Genomic DNA, 19,591 nt, shown 5'->3' with positions numbered 1-19,591 from the left:
CCCGCCGCTTCTCAGAACCCGGCGCCCGTGCGGGAAGCGGTGTCCGAGGCGTCCGAAACCGCCGCGGACGGCGCGTCCACCCGCCCCGCGGACGCCGCGCGCGAGGCATTGCGAGCGGCTCGCGGCGCAGCGCGCAAGGCCCGGGAGGACGTCGGAGCCGGGGGAGTGGAGTCGGTACGTCGACCGGAGCGGCGTGCGAGCGGCGGTTCCGGTGCCGGGGTCGGAGGACGCGGCGGTGTGCGTGGACGTACGAGCGAGGCCGGCGCCCGTGACCTACGGGAGTTCCTCGCGGGCGCCTTCCAGTTGCCGGACGAGCCGACCTCGCCCGCGGAGGAGACCACACGGGACAACGACCGTTCGGTGAAGGGCAGTTCGCACTCCGAGGACTTCACCCCGAATTCTGCCCCCACCTTTGACCCCGGCCTCACCTCCGCCGTCCCCCAAACCCCCGCCTCCATGGCCTCCCCCTCCCGCGACAGCGACCTGCGCCGCACGTTCCCCGCCTTCCCACCCCGCCCCTCGGACGGCGCCGGCCACGGTGACAGCGGCGATGACACTCCCGGTACCCCCCGGTTCGCCGAAACCTGGTGGGGCAACGCATGGGTCACCGCGCTGGAGGAAGGCGCCCTGGACCCCAAGCGGCTGCTGCGGGGCCGGAGTTACGCGGAGAGGGGGCACGTCGACGCGATCACCGTGACGCCGGGACTCGTGCTCGCGTACGTGAAGGGCAGCCGAGCGCGCCCGTACCGCGTGCAGGTCCGGTTGCGGACGCTGGACGACGCCGACTGGGAGCGGTTCCTGGACGCCGCCGCCGACCGGCCCGGGCACATCGCCGCGCTGCTCGACAAGGAGATGCCCAAGTCCCTTGCGGAGTGCGGAGTTCCGCTGCTGCCGGGGCCCGGCGACCTCGCCCCGCAGTGCAGTTGCCCCGACTCGGGTCACCCCTGCAAGCACGCCGCCGCCCTCTGCTACCAGACCGCCCGCCTCCTCGACGCCGACCCCTTCGTCCTGCTCCTCCTGCGCGGCCGGGGCGAACGCCCTCTGCTGGACGCTCTGTCCCGCCGTAACGCGGCCCGTGCGGCCCGCGCGGCCCAGGAGCAGGAACCGGCACCCCTCCCCGGCGTAAGAGCCACGGACGTCCTCGCCGCCCAGGGGGAGCGCCGACTGCCCCCGCTGCCACCCCCGCTGCCCATCCCGGCGCACCCCGAGCAGCCTCCCGTGTATCCCGCCGCGCCCGGCGGCCCGGACCCCTTCGCGCTCGACCAGCTGGCGACGGACGCCGCCGCCCGCGCACACGCGCTGCTCAGCACCGGCCGGGACCCGGTCGGTGACCTGACGCTGTGGCAGGACGCGGTACGGCTCGCCGCGGCCCGCCCCGGGTCGGGACTGACCGTCACCACCCGCGCCCTCTACGCCTCCCTCACCAAGGCCACCGGACGCACCACGGGCGAGCTGGCGCGCGCGGTCGCCGCCTGGCGGCAGGGCGGCATCGAGGGGCTCGCGGTGCTCGAAGAACCCTGGGACCCGCCCGCCGGCCGCTTCGACCGGGCCCGCCCGCTCCTCCTCGCCGCCGACCTCCCGGCGTTCCGCCCCTGGCACAACCGCCTCACCCACCCCCACGGCCATGTCCAACTCCGCCTGGGCCGCGACGGCTTGTGGTACGCCTACGAATCGGAACCGGGCGACGAGGACTGGTGGCCCAGAGGCACCCCCGACCTGGACCCGGTCGGCGCACTGACGGGCCTCGGCGCACCCGGTGACCTCTGACCCACCGAGAACCACGGAGCGCCGCCAAGATCCCGGGAGTGTCCTTCGACACAGCCCGACCCGTCCGGCCTGTCCCACCCGGCCCACAGGTTTCACCGGCCGACCGGTCCCAGATCCCAGCAACCCCACCAACCCCCGCCACCTCACCGGTCTCACAGCACCCCCGCCCTCCCCGCCATCCGGTGAAGGCCCTGTGAGGGTTCCCCACGGATGTGTGCGAGCAGCGTGCGGAGAGCGGGGGCCCCACAGCCGGGCCGTTGGAAACGGCGGTTACGTTGGAGCGGTGAGCGACATGAAGACCCCCGCACTCCAGTACCGCTTCGACGGCCCCGAAGACGCGCCCGTTCTCATCCTGGGCCCGTCCCTCGGGACGACGTGGCACATGTGGGACCGCCAGGTCCCCGAGCTGATGAAGCAGTGGCGGGTCTTCCGGTTCGACCTGCCGGGGCACGGCGGCTCGCCCGCGCACCCGGCCGGCTCGGTCTCCGACCTGGCCGACCGGCTGCTGGCCACGCTCGACGCCCTCGGCGTGCAGCGCTTCGGCTACGCGGGCTGCGCGCTCGGCGGCGCGGTCGGTCTCGAACTGGTCCTGCGTCACCCCGAGCGGGTCGCCTCGCTGGCGCTGATCGCCACCTCGCCCCGCTTCGGCACGGCGGACGAGTTCCGTCAGCGCGGGGTGATCGTGCGCACGAACGGCCTCGACCCCATCGCCCGTACCTCGCCCGACCGCTGGTTCACCAGCGGGTTCGCCGCGTCCCAGCCCGCGATCACCGAGTGGGCCGTCCAGATGGTCCGCACCACCGACCCCGGCTGCTACATCGCCGCGTGCGAGGCGCTGGCCGCCTTCGACGTACGGTCCGAACTCGCCCGCATCGGCGTGCCGACCCTCGTCCTCGTCGGCTCGGACGACCAGGTCACGGGCCCCGCCGAGGCTCGCACCCTGGTCGCCGGCATCCCGGACGCCCGCCTCGCGGTCGTACCCGGCGCCTCGCACCTGGTCCCCGTCGAGCAGCCCGCCGCCGTCACCGACCTCCTCGTCCGGCACTTCTCCACGGCCTGGCAGCCCGCCTACGAGCACGCCACCGGGCAGTTCGCCATCGCGGCGACCCCGGTCAAGCCGGTCCTCGCCCCGCCGCAGCAGGTCGTGCCCATCGCCGAGATCGCGCCGCCGCCCCCGGTACCGCCGCAGGCCATGGGCCGTCCGGACCCCTACGACGCCGGGATCAAGGTCCGCCGGGAGGTGCTCGGGGACGCGCATGTGGACCGGGCGCTGGGGCAGGCGGACGAGTTCTCCGGGGACTTCCAGGACTTCATCACCCGGTACGCGTGGGGCGAGATCTGGGACCGGCCCGGCCTCGACCGGCGCTCACGCAGCTGTGTCACCCTCACCGCGCTGGTCGCGGGCGGCCACCTGGACGAGCTGGCCTTCCACACCCGGGCGGCCCTGCGCAACGGCCTCACCCCGGTCGAGATCAAGGAAGTCCTGATGCAGGCCGCCGTGTACTGCGGGGTGCCCGCGGCGAACAGCGCCTTCAAGGTCGCCCAGCAGGTCATCCGGGAGGAGACCACCCCCACCGAGTGACCCCGGCGGCGACCCGTCGAGTGATCGTCCGCCTGGTACCGGAAGCACCAGCCTCGCCCACCCGTCCCTCCCTCCGGCACGGCAGGATGGACCCATGAAGCTGACGAAGAATTCGCACGCCTGCATCCGTCTGGAGAAGGACGGCCGGTCGCTCGTCATCGACCCCGGCACCTTCACCGAGGAGGACGCCGCGGTCGGCGCGGAGGCGATCCTGGTCACCCACGAGCACCTCGACCACTTCAACGAGGAGCGGCTGCGGGCGGGCCTCGACGCCAACCCGGCGGCCGAGATCTGGACCCTGAAGTCCGTCGCCGACCAGCTCTCCGCCGCGTTCCCGGGCCGCGTGCACACGGTCGGCCACGGCGACACCTTCACGGCGGCCGGCTTCGACGTCCAGGTGCACGGCGAACTGCACGCCGTGATCCACCCGGACATCCCGCGCATCACCAACATCGGCTTCCTCGTCGACGGCGGCCGGGTCTTCCACCCCGGCGACGCCCTCACCGTCCCCGACCAGGCCGTGGAGACGCTGATGCTCCCGGTCATGGCCCCCTGGAGCAAGATCTCCGAGGTCATCGACTACGTCCGCGAGCTCAAGCCGCAGCGCGCCTACGACATCCACGACGCCCTCCTCACCGACCTCGCCCGCCCGATCTACGACATGCAGATCGGCACGCTCGGCGGCGCGGAGCACCTTCGGCTGTCGCCGGGCGAGGCAGCGGACCTCTGACTGTCAGACCCGCCCGGTAGGTTGTGAGGCATGCGCATCGCGACCTGGAACGTGAACTCGATCACCGCCCGTCTGCCGAGGCTCCTGGCCTGGCTGGAGAGCAGCGGCACCGATGTGCTGTGCCTCCAGGAGGCCAAGCTCGCCGAGGCCCAGTTCCCGTTCGACGCGCTGCGCGAGCTGGGCTACGAGGCGGCGGTCAACGCGACCGGGCGGTGGAACGGAGTGGCGGTGCTCTCCCGGGTCGGCCTCGACGACGTGGTCAAGGGCCTCCCCGGGGACCCCGGTTACGACGGCGCCGAGGAGCCCCGCGCCGTCTCCGCGACCTGCGGCCCGGTCCGCGTCTGGTCGGTGTACGTGCCGAACGGCCGCGAGGTGGACCACGCCCACTACGCGTACAAGCTCCAGTGGTTCGAGGCCCTCAAGGCGGCCGTCGCCGCCGACGCGCAGGGCAGCCGCCCCTTCGCGGTGCTGGGCGACTACAACGTGGCACCGACGGACGACGACGTCTTCGACGTGGCCGCCTTCGAGGGCCTCACCCATGTCACCCCCGCCGAGCGCGCCGCCCTGACCGCCCTGCGCGACACGGGCCTGTCGGACGTGGTCCCCCGCCCCCTCAAGTACGACCGCCCGTACACCTATTGGGACTACCGCCAGCTCGCCTTCCCGAAGAACCGCGGCATGCGCATCGACCTGGTCTACGGCAACGAACCGTTCGCGAAGGCCGTCACCGACTCCTACGTCGACCGCGAGGAGCGCAAGGGCAAGGGCGCCTCGGACCACGCCCCCGTGGTCGTCGACCTGGACGTCTGACCCGAGGCCCCGGACACACCTCCCCAGGACCCCCGAGGCACCCTCACGACACCGGCCACCCCTCAGCGCCCCGCTCCACGCTCCCAGCGCCCCGCTCCACCCCTCGGCGCTGCGACGTGAACCACCGCACGATCGCCGCCGTCGCCGCCCGCTGGGAGCCCAGATGGCGGGAGCCGCCGTAGTCCGGAGTGCCGAGGTCGACCAGCGGGACCTCGACACCCCGGGCACGGAACGACGCCTGGCAGTGCTCGCTGTTCCCGTTCACGGCCTGCTCGTCGCTCTGGGCGTAGTAGAGCCGCACGGGCATCCGAGGTGTCCAGTCCGTGCACACCCCGTCGGTGATCCGCAGCGCGGCGGCCAGTCCGCCCGTCGGACGCGCGAGCAGCGCCCGCCCGCGCGCGGTGAGCAGCTCGTCCACGGTGCCCGGGGTCCTGGCCGCGACCTCCTGCCCGGTGTGCGTGCCGTCCAACAGGCTCTCGATGGTGCGGGAGTACGGCGCCCGGAAGACCTCGCCGGGGCTGTCGTAGACGTGATGGAGCCGGTTGAAGGAGACGAGGAGGAGCGCGGTGTAGATCACGCCGTCCTTCGGGTCCGCGCGTCCGTCCAGCAGGGCGGGCAGCGCCACGTCCCGGAAGGCGTACGCGCCGCTGACCGGTGCCAACGCCTGGACTTGGAAACGCGGATCGGCCCCCTCCTGAAGAGCCCGCGCCAGCCCGAGCGCGGCCGAAGCCCCTTGTGAGAAGCCGGTGATGAGCACATCCCGCCCCAACCGCCGCCCCACAGTGGGCGCGTAGGAGTCCGCGGCCCGCAGCAGATCCAGCGCGGTGGTCGTCTCGGAGGGCACGTCCATCCACTGCTGCCGACCGGGGCCGAGGCCCAGACCGAGGTAGTCCGGGAGTACGACGGCGAAGCCCGCCGACGCGTAGGTCAGGGCGGGTGCCTGGCTCCACACCTCGGTCGACACCGAGCCGACGTCGCCCTTGAAGAGTTCGGTGCCGTGCGTGAACGAGACGGTGCGCAACCGCCGTTCACCGTTGCGCGGGAACGCGAGCAGCCCGCTGGCGGTCGTGGGCCGGCCCTTCGGATCGACCGTGCGGTACACCACCCGGTAGGTGTCGACGCCGTAGCGGACGGCCCCGGCGTCCCACGCCCCGTCCTCGTCGCCCCTCAACTCGGCGGCCACCCGCGGCGCGGACAGCGTCCGCAGGTGCACCACCGACACCAGCCGCCCCCGTGCCGTATCGGGCGTCCAGTGCGCGGCCACCGCCGGAACGGCCCCCGCCCCCACGGCCCCCGCGGACACCGGACCGCTCACCATCAGGGCGACGGTCATGGACGACAGCATCATCATCTTGCCTGTCCGATTCATACGGCGACGGTACGAAGAGGACATCGCGCCCACCATCCGGCCAACCCGCCCTCTGCGGACGGGTTTTCCCCCTTCGCAGCGGGGTGCTGACACGCCATCGGCGACGCCCTGTGGTGCGTACGGCGGTGCGAATGTCACGCTGGGCGTATGAACATCCCTTTCCTGGGCAACCGGGGCGAGAAGCACGCGGCGCACGACCCCGAGGGCATCGCCGAGTTGCTGTCCGAGTGCGAACTGCTCCGCGCCCAAGCGGCCCGGGAGGGCGTCCAACTCGACGACTCCGTCGACTCGTTGGAGGCGGTCGACCAGCTGGTCCCGCGCTGGCGCGACGACGAGGAGACGCTGCCCCGGCTCGGCAACGACGCCGGTCTGTATCTCGGCACGGTGATCGTGCGCACGGTCCCGGGCGCCGCCTGGGAGATCCGCGCGGACGGCCAGCCCGTCGTACGGCTCGACTCCGGGCGCGAGTTCGACGTCGTGGCCTCGGGGCACGAGTGGGCCGCCAGTGGTGTGCCCGAGCTCTCGCAGCTCTACGCGGAGGTCGCGGAAGAGTAACGGCGGCTGTAAATACGGCTAATGCCCGAAAAGTGCGTGTCGTGCCTTAACTCCACTCTTGTCTGGATAGTTTGCGGCAACCACGACACAGCTGAGAGTGAGTAGGGCTGGGCATGGCCGTCGATCCGTTGATCGAACTGCGTGACGTCAACAAGTACTACGGGGAGCTGCATGTCCTCCAGGACATCAACCTCACCGTCGGCAAGGGGGAGGTGGTCGTGGTCATCGGCCCGTCGGGGTCGGGAAAGTCGACGCTGTGCCGGGCGATCAACCGGCTGGAGACCATCGAGTCCGGGACGATCAAGCTCGACGGGCAGCCACTGCCCGAGGAGGGCAAGGCCCTCGCGAAGCTCCGCGCCGAAGTCGGCATGGTCTTCCAGTCCTTCAACCTGTTCGCCCACAAGACGGTCCTTCAGAACGTCTCGCTGGCCCAGACGAAGGTCCGCAAGCGCAAGCGCGACGACGCCGACAGGCGGTCGCTCGAACTCCTGGACCGTGTGGGCCTCGCCGCGCAGGCGCCCAAGTTCCCCGCGCAGCTCTCCGGCGGCCAGCAGCAGCGCGTGGCCATCGCCCGCGCCCTCGCGATGGACCCCAAGGCACTCCTCTTCGACGAGCCGACCTCGGCCCTCGACCCGGAGATGATCAACGAGGTCCTCGAGGTCATGCGCCAGCTCGCCCGCGACGGCATGACCATGGTCGTCGTCACCCACGAGATGGGCTTCGCCCGCTCCGCCGCCAACCGCGTCGTGTTCATGGCCGACGGCCGCATCGTCGAGGACCGCACCCCCGAGGAGTTCTTCACCAACCCGCGCAGCGACCGGGCCAAGGACTTCCTGTCCAAGATCCTCAAGCACTGAGCGGGGGAGTGCGATCCATGTTCCGTACCACCCGTGCGTCCCTCGCCGTCGCCGTGCTCGCCGTGCTGTACGCGAGCGCCTGCGGCAAGGAGGGCAGCCCGCCCGTCAAGGGCCCGGCCGCCGACAAGCTCCCCGTCTACCAGGTGGCGCAAGGCTTCCGGCTCCCGGACTCGAAGACCTGGAAGCGGGCGAAGAAGCGCGGCTACTTCATTGTCGGCGCCAAGGAGGACCAGCCCTACCTCGGCGAGAAGGACCCCGCGACGGGCAGCTACTCCGGCTTCGACATCGAGATCGCCAAGATGATGTCGGCCTCCCTCGGCTTCGCCCCGAAGACGGTCCACTTCAGGACGATCGCCTCCGCCAACCGCGAAACCGCCCTTCAGAACGGCCAGATCGACTACTACGTCGGCACCTACACCATCAACGACCTGCGCAAGAAACTGGTCGGCTTCGCCGGCCCCTACTACCTGGCCGGCCAGTCGCTCCTCGTCCGCACCGACGAGCACGACATCAACGGCCCGCAGGACCTCGCCGGCAAACGCGTCTGCTCGGCGGCCGGCTCGACGCCGTACCAGCGCATCAAGGACGACTACCCGAAGGCCCAACTCGTCGCCTACGACACGTACTCGGTCTGTGTCGACAACCTGCTCACCTATCAGGTCGACGCCGTCACCACCGACGACGCGATCCTCATCGGCTACGCGGCGAAGGTCCCCGACCAGCTCAAGGTCGTCGGCAAGCCCTTCTCGAAGGAACCGTACGGCATCGGTGTCCCGCACGGCGACAACGCCCTGCGGTTCGCCCTCGACGACGCGTTGGAGGCCCGTGAGAAGAACGGCGACTGGAAGAAGGCGTACGAGGCGACGCTCGGCCTGTCCGGAGTGCCCGCGCCCACCCCGCCCGCGATCGACCGCTACCCGGCGAGCTGAGGGAGGCAGACGTGAACGTACTGACCGACAACTTCTCCACCTTCGGCGACGGCTTCCTCGGCACCGTCGAACTGACCGTCTACGCCTCGGTGCTGGCACTCCTCCTCGGTTTCCTCATGGCCTCCTTCCGGGTCGCCCCGGTCGGTTCGCTGCGGGTGTTCGGCACGGTGTGGGTGACCGTGCTGCGCAACACCCCGCTGACCCTGCTGTTCTTCGCGGTGCTGCTCGGCCTGCCGCGCTTCGGACTCGTGCTGCCCTTCAAGGTGTTCGCGGTCCTCGCGCTCGGCTGCTACACCTCGGCGTTCATCTGCGAGGCGCTGCGCTCCGGCATCAACACCGTGCCCAGGGGCCAGGGAGAGGCGGCCCGCAGCCTCGGGATGTCCTTCGGGCAGAGCCTGAGCCTGGTCGTCCTGCCGCAGGCGTTCCGCTCGGTGATCCCGCCGGTCGGCTCCACCCTCATCGCCCTGGCCAAGAACTCGGCGATCGCCGGCGCGTTCAGCGTCACCGAACTCCTCGGCACCTACCGGACGTTGAGCGAACTCGGCTACAACATCGTCTGGACGTTCGTCTGGATCGCCGTCGGCTACCTGATCATCACCCTCGCCATCAGCGCGCTGTTCAACGCGCTGGAGCGGAAATGGGGAGTCGCCCGATGACCACCGCCAACGCCCTCTACGACGTCCCGGGCCCCAAGACTCGCAAACGGCACCGCCTTTACGGCGTCGCGTCCACGGTCGTCATCCTCGCGCTGATCGGCTGGATCCTCTATCTCCTGTTCGACACCGACCAGTTCACGTACACGAAGTGGATGCCCTTCGAGTACATGGGCATCCAGGAACTGCTGCTGCGCGGCCTCGGCAACACGCTCAAGGCCTTCGGTCTCGCGGCCGTACTGTCACTGGCACTGGGGACTGTGCTCGCCGTGGGGCGCCTCTCGGACCACCGGCCCGTGCGCTGGCTGTCGACGGTCGTCGTGGAGTTCTTCCGCGCCATGCCCGTCCTCGTGATGATCTTCTTCATCTTCGTGGCGCTCAAGGTGCAACCGCTGCCCGCGCTCGTCGCGGGCCTGACGCTCTACAACGGCTCGGTGCTCGCCGAGGTCTTCCGCTCCGGCGTCAACAGCGTCGAACGCGGCCAGCGGGAGGCCGCGTTCGCGCTCGGCATGCGGAAGGTCCACGTGATGTCGTACGTCCTCGTGCCGCAGGCCGTACGGGCGATGCTGCCCGCGATCATCAGCCAGTTGGTGGTCGCGCTGAAGGACACCTCGCTGGGCTATCTGATCACCTATGAGGAGTTTCTCCATGCCGGGAAGCTGATCGCGTCGAACCTCGACTACGATTTGCCGTTCATCCCCGTGGTGATGGTGATCTCGCCGATCTACATCGGGATGTGCATGCTGCTCTCCTGGTTCGCCGGTTGGGTGTCCCGCCGGGAGCAGCGCAGTCCCAAGACCGGGGCCGTGGATGTGGCCCCGGCGGAACCAGGGACGCTGCTGCCGCGGGTGCAGTAGTAGAGAGGGCACGTGCCCGCCCGGCGGCAGCCGGAGATCACTGCTCGCGCAGCGGGATCGACACGTACGACGGGTCGTTCGCGGGCGAGGAGAAGGTCAGCTGCGCGCCGGTCGGGTTGTGCTCGACATAGAGCGGGTCGACCGTGTCGACGACCAGGGCGAGACGATGCCCTGCCGGGACGTCGTAGGCCGTGGAGTCCAACTCCAGGTCCACACCGAACGGTTGGCCGGGCGTCTGCCCGTGCCAGGTGTACGGCGCGTCACTGACCAGCTTGCCGAGGCCGAGCGGGCCCACGTCGTAGAGGTATGCGACGAGGGTGCCGCTCTCCTTGGTGTCGGTGACCGTGGTGTGCAACGTGGCGGTGCCGCGCACCTGTTGGGCGCTGCCGTACGTCCCCGACTGCCAGACGGCGGCCCAACGGCGCGGCAGCAGCGGGATGTACGCGACCGGGGGCACCTGGGCGATCTGGTCGAGGATGCTGGACAGGAAGACGATCCCGCCGTCCGCGCCCGAGTCCACGTTGGTGTGGATGGTGGTCGTGCCCGCGAGGTCGAGCTTCCGCCGGGTCGCGCCGACCGACTTCCAGTCCGGGTAGCCCTCGTGGCCGCCCCCGGTACGGGACGTGAGCTCGACGGGCTGCTCGCGGTCGATGCCGTTGTCGGCGCCCTTGAGGTAGTGGTCGAACCAGCGCTCGGTGTCCGTCCACACGTCGTTGGGCAGCCCGAACAGTCCGGTCAGTTCGGCGGTGGCGTGGTCGCCCGGGCGGAGTTCCAGTCGCTTCGGGCCGGTCAACTTGCCGTAGAAGTCGGCGATTTGGTTCGGCGGGAAGATCGTGTCCCCCCAGGCGTTGGCGAGCATGATCGCCGCGCCGTTCTTGTTGAGCCGATCCAGCCGGGTCGAGGCCGAACGCGCCTTCCCCCAGTCGATCAACTGCTGTTCCCTGGAGAGGTTCGAGGCGAAGAAGTCCTTGAAGACCTGGCCGGTCTCGGCGCTCGGGCGGCCGGCGACGAGGCCGACGCCGTTCAGCAGGGCCGCCGCCTGGACGTGTTCGGTGCGGCCCGAGTAGATCGAGCCGATCAGGTCGGCCCAGCCGCTCAGTGAGGCAACTGCCCTGATCCGCTTGTCGTGTGCGGCCGCGAGGAGACTGATGCCGGCGCCGTACGACACCCCCGCCATGCCGATGTGCCCCGCGTCGGACGGGGTGTTGGCGAGCGCCCAGTCGATCACCCGGGAGGCGTCGGCCACGTCCTTCGGGCCCGCCACCTCGATCTCGCCGCCGGACTGCCAGAAGCCGCGGACGTTGTAACTCACCACGACATAGCCGGAGTTCGCGAGCTTCTCGGCCTGGGCCAGGTACTGGACCTGGGGGAAGCCCCAGCTGGTGGGCAGTACGAGGAGCGGGTAGTCGCGCGAGCCGTCGGCGCCCGCGGGCGTGACGACGTTCGCCGCGAGCTTCGTGCCGTCGTCGCCGGTGATGCCGACGTAGCGGACGCTCGTGGCGGCCTGGGCGGTGGGGGCGAGCCCGAGAACGCCTCCGGCGATCAGGGTCGCGGAGACGGCGCCCGCGGCGGTCGTCCGCAGGGCCTGGCGATGGGTTCGCACGGGGTGCTCCTCACACGTGTCACGGCAAAGTGACCCGACGGTAACCGCACCCCTCTACCCGAGGTAACCCGTCGGTAAGTTACGTGCCAGTAAAGATTGTTGACGTGTGAGCGACCTCAGGAGGCACGGTGCGAGCTCCGCGGAGCCGGTGCGGGCAGCGGTGTCTCGGCGGCCCGGGTGACGTCCGCGACCAGCTCCACCACATCGGGGCCGTACGCCTGTGAGTTGACCACCTTCAGCAGCAGGACGAAGGAGTTGCCGCCGTGTTTGCGGGCCAGCTTCTCGTGGTTGCGGGCGAGATAGCGCGACGCCGCCTGGTTGGTGATCGCCCGCTGCCCGCAGAAGAGGAACACCGGCCGTGCGCCGCCCAGTTGACCCGCGGTCAGGCGGGCGAGGAGAACGTACTCGCCCTTGCCGGGCTCAAGTCGGTAGCGCTCGCTGCCGATCTGGAACGCGCCCCGGTCAGGACCCGGTTCCGGGTCGACGTTGACCCGGATGCCCGGGAGCAGGGACGCCAGATGCGCGGCCATACGGCGGTTGGAGGCCGGGCCGCCCACACAGAACTCGGTGCGTTCGCCGAAGCCCTGCTGGGCCGCGTCGTGCGCGACGACCTGGGCGTGCGCGTTGCAGTCCTTGATCAGGGCCGCGAGTTCGAGCAGCGCGAACACGTCGTGCCGCATCACCGTGAGTTCGGGGCCGCCCGCCTCGCGGTTGACCACGAGCAGCGACTCGGAGTTGTCGGGCAGCCCGAAGAACGCCTGCTTGCGCCGGAGTCTGCGCTTCCACAGATAGGTGCGGGCGAGCCAGCCGAGCGCGGCGCTGATGCCCGCGGCGGCCACGCCCAGAACGATGTTGCGCACGTCGTCATTCATGGGCGCGCATGTTAGCGGCCCGACGCGGCCGGTACGTACCCGTGTTCGACGTGTGGCACTCGTGTGACAGTGGCGCGAGGTGGTCTGTTGGGGTCATGGCAATGTGGCTACGCTGCGCGGACGGTCCCGACTGGAGGTACGGATGCGTCGCCCTGTGACACGGAAACTGTCGGTCCTGGCGGTCTCGGCCGCCGTCGTGTCGGTCGGGGCAGCGGCCCCACCGGCCGCGACGAGCGGCACACCGACCAAGGTTCCGGTCGCCGTCGGCTACGGCGGTGCCGTGGCGAGCGTCGACGCGGACGCCACCGCCGCCGGCATCGAGGTGCTGAGGAAGGGCGGCAACGCGGTCGACGCGGCCGTCGCCACCGCCGCCGCGCTCGGCGTCACCGAGCCCTACTCCTCCGGCATCGGCGGAGGCGGCTACTTCGTCTACTACGACGCCAAGTCCCGTACCGTGCACACCATCGACGGCCGGGAGACCGCGCCCCTTAGCGCCGACTCCCAGCTCTTCGTCGAGAACGGCAAGGCCCTCCCCTTCGCCGACGCCGTCACCAGCGGCCTCGGCGTCGGCACCCCGGGCTCGCCCGCCACCTGGCAGACGGCGCTCGACCAGTGGGGCAGCGAGAAGCTCGGCACGGTCCTGAAGCCCGCCGAGCGCATCGCGAGCAACGGCTTCACGGTGGACGACACCTTCCGCAGCCAGACGGCGTCCAACGAAACCCGCTTCCGCTACTTCCCGGACACCGCCAAGCTGTTCCTGCCCGGCGGACAGCTTCCCGTCGTCGGCTCCACCTTCAAGAACCCCGAACTCGCCGGCACCTACAAGGAGCTGGGCAAGAAGGGGGTCGGCGCGATCTACCACGGCGATCTCGGCAAGGACATCCTCGCCACGGTCAACAAGCCGAAGGTGGACCCGAGTTCGGGCTACAACGCCCGCCCCGGCAAGCTGACCGCCAAGGACCTCGCCGTGTACCGCGCCAAGCTCCAGGCGCCCACGAAGACCTCGTACCGCGGACTCGGCGTCTACTCCATCGCGCCCTCCTCCTCCGGCGGCACGACCGTCGGCGAGGCGCTCAACATCCTGGAGAAGACGGACCTCTCGAAGGCCAGCGAGGTCCAGTACCTGCACCACTACATCGAGGCCAGCCGGATCGCGTTCGCCGACCGGGGGCGCTGGGTCGGCGACCCCGCCTTCGAGGACGTACCGACGAAGGAACTCCTCTCGCAGAAGTTCGCCGACTCGCGCGCCTGCCTCATCAAGGACGACGCGGTCCTCACCAGCCCGCTCGCGCCCGCCGACCCGCGCCACCCGACGCCCTGCGCAGCCAAGGGAACGGCCGCGCCGACGACGTACGAGGGCGAGAACACCACGCACCTCACGGTCGCCGACAAGTGGGGCAACGTCGTCTCCTACACGCTCACCATCGAGCAGACCGGCGGCAGCGCGATGACCGTGCCCGGCCGTGGCTTCCTGCTCAACAACGAGCTGACCGACTTCTCCTTCACCCCGGCCAACCCGGCCGTCCACGACCCGAACCTGCCAGGACCGGGCAAGCGCCCGCGCTCGTCGATCTCGCCGACGATCGTCCTCGACCGGCACAACAAGCCTGTGGTGGCGCTCGGTTCGCCCGGTGGCGCGACCATCATCACCACCGTGCTCCAGACCCTGACCGAGTTCCTCGACCGAGGGCTCCCGCTCGTCGACGCGATCGCGGCGCCCCGCGCCAGTCAGCGCAACGCGGCCACCACGGACCTCGAACCGGCCCTCTACAACAGCGACGTGAAGACCCAATTGCAGGCGATCGGGCACTCCTTCGTCCTGAATCCGGAGATCGGTGCGGCGACCGGTGTGCAGCGGCTGCCCGGTGGCAAGTGGCTCGCGGCGGCGGAGACGGTGCGACGGGGTGGCGGGTCAGCGCAGGTGGTGGATCCGGCTCCGTAGTTCAGCGTCCGCGGGGGCGTGGGGGCTGCTCGCGCAGTTCCCCGCGCCCCTGAAGTGCGCCTCAGGCAGGGGCGCTCGACCGGTTCCGCGTGTTGAACACCAGGCGGTCGCCCTCCACCCCCACCGTCACCTGATCTCCCTGGCCGATCGTGCCGTCCAGAAGCAGCCGCGACAGCTGGTTGTCGACCTCGCGCTGGATCGTGCGGCGCAACGGGCGGGCGCCGTACTCGGGTTGGTAGCCCCGGCGGGAGAGCCAGTCGACGGCCGGGTCCGTGAACTCGACCGTGATGCCCTGCGCGTGCAGGAGCCGGCGGGTGTGTTCCAGCAACAGCCCCGTGATCAGCCGGAGTTGCTCGGCGGTCAGCTGGCGGAAGACGACGATCTCGTCGATGCGGTTGAGGAACTCGGGACGGAAGTGCTCCCGCAGCGGCCGCAGGATCTGCTCGCGCCGGGCCTCCTCGTCCGCGTCCGCACCGCCGGGACCGAAGCCGATGCCGGCCCCACGCCGGGTGATCGCCTCGGAGCCGAGGTTGCTCGTCATCACGATCACCGTGTTGGTGAAGTCGACCGTGCGGCCCTGGGAGTCAGTCAACCGGCCGTCGTCCAGCACCTGGAGAAGGATGTTGAACACGTCCGGGTGCGCCTTCTCGACCTCGTCGAGCAGCAGCAGCGAATACGGGTGGCGGCGCACGACCTCGGTGAGCTGACCCGCCTCCTCGTGGCCGACGTAGCCGGGCGGGGCGCCGACGAGCCGGCTCACCGTGTGCCGTTCCTGGTACTCGCTCATGTCCAGCCGGACCATCCGGTCCTCGCTGCCGAACAACGCCTCGGCGAGCGCACGGGCGAGTTCCGTCTTGCCGACGCCGGTCGGGCCCAGGAAGAGGAAGCTGCCGATCGGCCGGTCCGGGCTCGCCAGCCCGGCACGGGAGCGCAGCACGGCGTCCGACACGACCCGTACCGCCTCCTCCTGGCCGACGACCCGCCGGTGCAGATGCTCCTCGAGACCGAGCAGCCGGTCCTTCTCCTCCGCCGTGAGACTGCTCACCGGGATACCGGTCTGCCGTGACACCACCTCGGCGATCGCCTCGCCGGTGACCTCCAGGTTCTGTCCCTCGTCGCCCGTGTCCTCACCGCCGGCGTCGGCCAGCCGCGCCTTCAACTCGGCGATGCGGTCGCGCAGTTGCGTCGCCTTCTCGTAGTCCTCGTCGGCCGCCGCCTGGTCCTTGTCCCGGGCCAGCTGCTCCATCTCGCGCTCCAGGGCCCGTACGTCCGTGCCCTTCGTGCGCGCCCGCAGCCGTACCCGCGCACCCGCCTGGTCGATCAGGTCGATCGCCTTGTCGGGGAGCCTGCGGTCGGTGAGATAGCGGTCGGAGAGTTCCACGGCCGCCACCAACGCCTCGTCCGTGTACCGGACCTGGTGGTGCGCCTCGTAGCGGTCGCGCAGCCCGCGCAGGATCTCGATCGCGTCGGCGACGGACGGTTCCGGCACCAGGATCGGCTGGAACCTGCGGGCCAGCGCCGCGTCCTTCTCGATCCGGCGGTACTCCTCAAGGGTCGTGGCGCCCACGATGTGCAGCTCGCCGCGCGCCAGGGCCGGTTTGAGGATGTTGCCGGCGTCCATCGAACCGCCCTCGCCGCCACCGCCCGCGCCGACCACGGTGTGCAACTCGTCGATGAACACGATCAGTTCGTCCGAGTGGGCGCGGATCTCGCCGACGATGTTCGTCAGCCGTTCCTCGAAGTCGCCGCGGAACCGGGTGCCGGCCACCACGCTGGTGAGATCGAGCGCGACGACCCGCCGCCCGGTCAGCACGTCCGGGACGTCGCCGTCCGTGATGCGCTGCGCGAGGCCCTCCACGATCGCGGTCTTGCCGACGCCCGCGTCACCGATCAGCACCGGGTTGTTCTTGCCGCGCCGGGACAGCACCTCGATGGTCTGCTCGATCTCCTCGTCGCGGCCGATCACCGGGTCGATACGGCCCTGCCGGGCCAGGTCGGTGAGGTCGCGGCTGTACTTGTCGAGCGTGGGCGTGGTGGTGGGGCGGGGTCCGTCGGCGCGGGTGGTCTGGACGCCGTCCGGGGATTCGGGTGGCAGCCCTGTCGGGGCGTAGCGGGCCGCGTTCAGTATGTGACCGGCGGCGGAGTCCGGGTTCGCGGCCAGCGCGCCCAGGACGTGTTCGGGTCCGATGTAGCCGGTGCCGCCCGCTCGTGCCAGGTCGTGGGCGTCCAGGAGGGCGCGTTTGACGGCCGGGGTGAGGGCGAGGGACGTGCCGTCCGGGGGGTGGGCGGGGCCCGAGCGCTCGTCGATCTCCGCGGCGAGGGAGTCCGGGTCGGCGCCCGCGCGGGTGAGGAGGCCGCGGGTCGGCTCCGCGGCGAGGGCGGCGCGGAGGAGGTGCTGGGTGTCCAGGTCGTGGCTGCCGTGTTCCGCGGCGTACTGGGCGGCGCCGCGGACGAGGTCCCTGGCCGGTTGGCTGAGCAGGCGGCCGATGTCTATCCGGCGCGGATCGGGGCGGGGGGCTCCGCCCGCGCCCGCACCTGGGGCTCCGCCGAAGAACCGGGCCAGGAACTCGCCGAGGGGGTCGTCATCCGGGTCTGTGTAGCCGCTGGTCATCACTCCACCATGGCACGGGGCACCGCGTGGGGCATGTCCAGGTTCGGGGTGGTATCGGTTGATGTTCGAACGCGGGCCCGTGGCGGCTGCCGGCGCTGTTCCCCGCGCCTCCCGGTCGGGCGCCTCACCGTCGCTCGGTAAGGACCCTCGGTCCACTTTCCGTGATCGCCACCGTGTGTTCCACGTGGGCCGCCCGTGAGCCGTCGTTCGTCCTGAGGGTCCAGCCGTCCTTCGCCGTGTGGTAGTCGTCCCGGCCGCTCGCGATCAGCATCGGTTCGATCGCGATGACCATGCCGTGGCGGAGGGGGAGGCCGCGTCCGGGGCGGCCCTCGTTCGGGACTCCGGGGTCCTCGTGCATCTGGCGGCCGATGCCGTGGCCGCCGAAGTCCTCCATGATGCCGTAGCCGGCGCCGCGGCACACCGTGCCGATGGCGTGGGCGATGTCGCCGATGCGGTTGCCGACGACGGCCGCCTCGATGCCCGCCGCGAGGGCGCGCTCGGCGGCGTCGATCAGGCGGACGTCGGCGGGGCGCGGCGTGCCGACGATGAAGCTGATCGCCGAGTCGCCGGCCCAGCCGCCCAGCTTGGCGCCGAAGTCCATCGAGACCAGGTCGCCGTCGCGCAGCCGGTAGCCGTCCGGGATGCCGTGCACGATCGCGTCGTTCACGGAGGCGCAGAGGACCGCGGGGAACGCGGTGGGCGCGAACGCGGGGCGGTAGCCGAGGAAGGGCGAGGTCGCGCCGGCGGCGCGCAGCACGTCGTGCGCCAACTCGTCCAGTTCCAGGAGGGATACGCCCACGTCGGCGGCCTCCCGCACGGCCGTGAGGGCACGGGCCACGACCTGGCCCGCCTCGTACATCGCATCGATAGACGTGTCCGTCTTGAGTTCCACCATGCCAATTACTATACCGGTATTAGAATGACGGCATGGTACGTACCCCTCTCACTCCCGAAGAGCGCGAACGCGGCGAACGGCTCGGCCGGCTGATCCGCGAGGCGCGGGCAGGCCGCAGCATGACGGAGGTAGCGGCGCGGGCGGGCATCTCCGCGGAGACCCTCCGCAAGATCGAGACGGGCCGGGCGCCGACGCCGGCCTTCTTCACCGTCGCAGCCCTCGCCGAGGCGCTCGGCCTCTCCATGGACCAACTCGTCGTCAGGTGCGCGCCGTTGGCGGCCTGAGCCCGAGTCCGAGATCGCGCCCGACGGGGGACGTGTGCCGTATCTGACCCTGCTCCGGCGCCCCTTCGTCGTGCGCCTGCTCACCGGTTCCCTGGTCGGCCGGATGCCCAGCGCCATGGCCGCCCTCGCGATCGCCCTCACCCTCCGCGAGGTCGGCGCGGGCTACCGCCTCGTCGGCCTCGCCACCGGCGTCTTCGCCGTGGCCGGGGCGATCGGCGGTCCCCTGCTCGGCCGCCTGGTCGACCGCACCGGACAGCCGCGCGTACTCATCGCCTCCGCCGTGCTGTCCGGCCTGGGCTACGTCCTCCTCGCACTCGCCCCCGGCTCCGTCTACGGCAGTCTCGGCGGGGCCGTCGTCGCCGGTGCGGCCGCGCCGCCGCTGGAGCCGTGTCTGCGGGCGCTGTGGCCCGAGCTGGTGGCCGAGGAGGAGGTGCAGTCGGCGTACGCCGTGGACGCCGGGGCGCAGGAAGTCGTCTTCATCGCGGGGCCGTTGGCCGTCGCCGGTGCCGCCGCGCTCGGCCCCGCGCCGCTCGCCCTGTGGCTGGCGGCCGGGCTGGGGCTGCTCGGCTCCCTGGTGATGGCCACCGCCCGGCCCTCCCGGGACTGGCGGACCCGGACCCGGGACGCGCACTGGCTCGGCCCGCTGCGCAGCCCCGCGCTGCTCCTGCTGCTCGTCGCCCTGTTCGGGGCCGGCTGGGCGCTCGGCGGCTTCAACGTCTTCAGCGTCGCCTACGCCGAACAGCACGAACTACCGGGCGGCGCGGGCCTGTTGATGTCCCTGTCGGCCTTCGGCGCGCTCCTCGGGGCCGTCGCCCACGGCGCCCTGCGCTGGACCGCGGACGCACCGCTGAAGGCCGTAGCGCTGTGTACCGGAATGGCCGGGGCATACTGGCTGGTGGCGCTCGTGCCGGGACCCGCGGGCGCCTGCCTGGTCGCGGTCGGCACCGGTGTCTTCTTCGCGCCCCTGCTCACCGTGTCCTTCGGGCTGGTCGGCGAACTCGCGCCGGACGGCACGGTGACCGAGGCCTTCGCCTGGCTGGTGACCCTGATCGGCGCCGGGGTCGCCGCCGGATCGGCCGTCACGGGCCTGTTCCTCGCCGACGGGACCCTGCCGGCCGCCGCCGCGCTCGGGGCCTGCGGGGTGACCGGCGGTGCGCTGGTCCTGGCCCTGTCCCGGGGGCGGCTCGCCCGGCCCGAGACCGTACGGCAAGCGACGGATACGGCATGAAACCCGGCGGGGGCACAGTCCGGAGGCGTAGGCTCCCAAATCTCTGC

General features: G+C 71.2%; 17 protein-coding genes. 12 read left to right on the top strand and 5 right to left on the bottom strand.

Annotation, left to right across the window (positions count from 1 at the left end; genetic code table 11):
- Window positions 1-237: 237 nt before the first annotated feature.
- The 4 genes from ACIRB1_RS04705 (at window position 238) to ACIRB1_RS04690 (ending at window position 4,889) form a co-directional block, all read left to right on the top strand.
- Window positions 238-1,767 (top strand): SWIM zinc finger family protein, encoded by a 1,530-nt coding sequence (locus tag ACIRB1_RS04705; RefSeq protein ID WP_403464554.1) that lies wholly within the window; start codon window positions 238-240, stop codon window positions 1,765-1,767.
- 292 nt (window positions 1,768-2,059) lie between these two features.
- Window positions 2,060-3,349, top strand: coding sequence for a 4-carboxymuconolactone decarboxylase (gene pcaC / locus ACIRB1_RS04700; protein WP_403464902.1), 1,290 nt, complete (start codon window positions 2,060-2,062; stop codon window positions 3,347-3,349).
- Between the two features lie 94 nt (window positions 3,350-3,443).
- Window positions 3,444-4,079 (top strand): MBL fold metallo-hydrolase, encoded by a 636-nt coding sequence (locus ACIRB1_RS04695; RefSeq protein ID WP_403464553.1) that lies wholly within the window; start codon window positions 3,444-3,446, stop codon window positions 4,077-4,079.
- A gap of 30 nt (window positions 4,080-4,109) precedes the next feature.
- Window positions 4,110-4,889: an exodeoxyribonuclease III gene (locus tag ACIRB1_RS04690; protein WP_352177617.1), complete on the top strand. Its 780-nt coding sequence runs from the start codon at window positions 4,110-4,112 to the stop codon at window positions 4,887-4,889.
- Window positions 4,890-4,932: 43 nt separating this feature from the next.
- Here the strand turns inward: ACIRB1_RS04690 and ACIRB1_RS04685 are convergent, their stop codons facing one another.
- On the bottom strand, window positions 4,933-6,258 hold the full coding sequence (locus ACIRB1_RS04685; protein WP_403464552.1) for an alpha/beta hydrolase family protein: 1,326 nt from the start codon (window positions 6,256-6,258) through the stop codon (window positions 4,933-4,935).
- A 147-nt stretch (window positions 6,259-6,405) separates the two neighbouring features.
- Here ACIRB1_RS04685 and ACIRB1_RS04680 point away from each other — a divergent pair, with 147 nt between their 5' ends.
- From ACIRB1_RS04680 to ACIRB1_RS04660, 5 genes are all read left to right on the top strand, one after another.
- Window positions 6,406-6,813 carry a DUF6278 family protein gene (locus ACIRB1_RS04680; RefSeq protein ID WP_352177615.1) on the top strand — a complete coding sequence of 136 codons (408 nt, stop codon included), beginning with the start codon at window positions 6,406-6,408 and terminating at the stop codon, window positions 6,811-6,813.
- Window positions 6,814-6,926: 113 nt separating this feature from the next.
- Complete coding sequence (locus tag ACIRB1_RS04675; RefSeq protein ID WP_403464551.1) at window positions 6,927-7,670, top strand: amino acid ABC transporter ATP-binding protein; 744 nt, start codon at window positions 6,927-6,929, stop codon at window positions 7,668-7,670.
- Between the two features lie 17 nt (window positions 7,671-7,687).
- Entirely contained in the window at window positions 7,688-8,599 is a 912-nt protein-coding gene (locus tag ACIRB1_RS04670) for a glutamate ABC transporter substrate-binding protein (RefSeq protein ID WP_352177613.1), read from the top strand.
- A gap of 11 nt (window positions 8,600-8,610) precedes the next feature.
- The gene (locus tag ACIRB1_RS04665; protein ID WP_352177612.1) at window positions 8,611-9,255 is read left to right on the top strand and encodes an amino acid ABC transporter permease; all 645 of its coding nucleotides are present in this window, start codon (window positions 8,611-8,613) and stop codon (window positions 9,253-9,255) included.
- Entirely contained in the window at window positions 9,252-10,109 is an 858-nt protein-coding gene (locus ACIRB1_RS04660; RefSeq protein ID WP_403464550.1) for an amino acid ABC transporter permease, read from the top strand. The genes ACIRB1_RS04665 and ACIRB1_RS04660 overlap by 4 nt, the downstream gene beginning before the upstream one ends.
- A 37-nt stretch (window positions 10,110-10,146) precedes the next feature.
- Here the strand turns inward: ACIRB1_RS04660 and ACIRB1_RS04655 are convergent, their stop codons facing one another.
- Window positions 10,147-11,712 carry a CocE/NonD family hydrolase gene (locus ACIRB1_RS04655; RefSeq protein WP_403464549.1) on the bottom strand — a complete coding sequence of 522 codons (1,566 nt, stop codon included), beginning with the start codon at window positions 11,710-11,712 and terminating at the stop codon, window positions 10,147-10,149.
- Between the two features lie 116 nt (window positions 11,713-11,828).
- Window positions 11,829-12,584: a hypothetical protein gene (locus ACIRB1_RS04650; protein WP_352177609.1), complete on the bottom strand. Its 756-nt coding sequence runs from the start codon at window positions 12,582-12,584 to the stop codon at window positions 11,829-11,831.
- A 142-nt stretch (window positions 12,585-12,726) separates the two neighbouring features.
- Here ACIRB1_RS04650 and ggt point away from each other — a divergent pair, with 142 nt between their 5' ends.
- Window positions 12,727-14,526: a gamma-glutamyltransferase gene (ggt, locus tag ACIRB1_RS04645; protein WP_403464548.1), complete on the top strand. Its 1,800-nt coding sequence runs from the start codon at window positions 12,727-12,729 to the stop codon at window positions 14,524-14,526.
- A gap of 61 nt (window positions 14,527-14,587) precedes the next feature.
- Here ggt and ACIRB1_RS04640 read toward each other — a convergent pair whose 3' ends face one another.
- Complete coding sequence (locus ACIRB1_RS04640; RefSeq protein WP_403464547.1) at window positions 14,588-17,137, bottom strand: ATP-dependent Clp protease ATP-binding subunit; 2,550 nt, start codon at window positions 17,135-17,137, stop codon at window positions 14,588-14,590.
- Window positions 17,138-17,261: 124 nt separating this feature from the next.
- The gene (map, locus tag ACIRB1_RS04635; protein WP_352177606.1) at window positions 17,262-18,032 is read right to left on the bottom strand and encodes a type I methionyl aminopeptidase; all 771 of its coding nucleotides are present in this window, start codon (window positions 18,030-18,032) and stop codon (window positions 17,262-17,264) included.
- A gap of 32 nt (window positions 18,033-18,064) precedes the next feature.
- Between map and ACIRB1_RS04630 the strand changes: the two genes are divergently transcribed.
- Entirely contained in the window at window positions 18,065-18,316 is a 252-nt protein-coding gene (locus ACIRB1_RS04630; RefSeq protein WP_352177605.1) for a helix-turn-helix transcriptional regulator, read from the top strand.
- Between the two features lie 34 nt (window positions 18,317-18,350).
- On the top strand, window positions 18,351-19,544 hold the full coding sequence (locus tag ACIRB1_RS04625; protein ID WP_403464546.1) for an MFS transporter: 1,194 nt from the start codon (window positions 18,351-18,353) through the stop codon (window positions 19,542-19,544).
- Window positions 19,545-19,591 lie beyond the last annotated feature (47 nt).

This window comes from Streptomyces sp. NPDC096013, from assembly GCF_044763565.1.
Taxonomy (GTDB): domain Bacteria; phylum Actinomycetota; class Actinomycetes; order Streptomycetales; family Streptomycetaceae; genus Streptomyces.
This window is presented reverse-complemented; position numbering and strand designations above follow the sequence as displayed.

What these genes read in the sequence shown, in the direction of transcription:
- ACIRB1_RS04685 (WP_403464552.1), bottom strand. Translation starts at nt 6,258, where the DNA reads ATGAATCGGACAGGCAAGATGATGATGCTGTCGTCCATGACCGTCGCC.
- ACIRB1_RS04630 (WP_352177605.1), top strand. Translation starts at nt 18,065, where the DNA reads ATGGTACGTACCCCTCTCACTCCCGAAGAGCGCGAACGCGGCGAACGG.
- ggt (WP_403464548.1), top strand. Translation starts at nt 12,727, where the DNA reads ATGCGTCGCCCTGTGACACGGAAACTGTCGGTCCTGGCGGTCTCGGCC.
- pcaC (WP_403464902.1), top strand. Translation starts at nt 2,060, where the DNA reads ATGAAGACCCCCGCACTCCAGTACCGCTTCGACGGCCCCGAAGACGCG.
- ACIRB1_RS04660 (WP_403464550.1), top strand. Translation starts at nt 9,252, where the DNA reads ATGACCACCGCCAACGCCCTCTACGACGTCCCGGGCCCCAAGACTCGC.
- ACIRB1_RS04690 (WP_352177617.1), top strand. Translation starts at nt 4,110, where the DNA reads ATGCGCATCGCGACCTGGAACGTGAACTCGATCACCGCCCGTCTGCCG.
- ACIRB1_RS04670 (WP_352177613.1), top strand. Translation starts at nt 7,688, where the DNA reads ATGTTCCGTACCACCCGTGCGTCCCTCGCCGTCGCCGTGCTCGCCGTG.
- ACIRB1_RS04640 (WP_403464547.1), bottom strand. Translation starts at nt 17,137, where the DNA reads ATGACCAGCGGCTACACAGACCCGGATGACGACCCCCTCGGCGAGTTC.
- map (WP_352177606.1), bottom strand. Translation starts at nt 18,032, where the DNA reads ATGGTGGAACTCAAGACGGACACGTCTATCGATGCGATGTACGAGGCG.
- ACIRB1_RS04650 (WP_352177609.1), bottom strand. Translation starts at nt 12,584, where the DNA reads ATGAATGACGACGTGCGCAACATCGTTCTGGGCGTGGCCGCCGCGGGC.
- ACIRB1_RS04680 (WP_352177615.1), top strand. Translation starts at nt 6,406, where the DNA reads ATGAACATCCCTTTCCTGGGCAACCGGGGCGAGAAGCACGCGGCGCAC.
- ACIRB1_RS04695 (WP_403464553.1), top strand. Translation starts at nt 3,444, where the DNA reads ATGAAGCTGACGAAGAATTCGCACGCCTGCATCCGTCTGGAGAAGGAC.
- ACIRB1_RS04675 (WP_403464551.1), top strand. Translation starts at nt 6,927, where the DNA reads ATGGCCGTCGATCCGTTGATCGAACTGCGTGACGTCAACAAGTACTAC.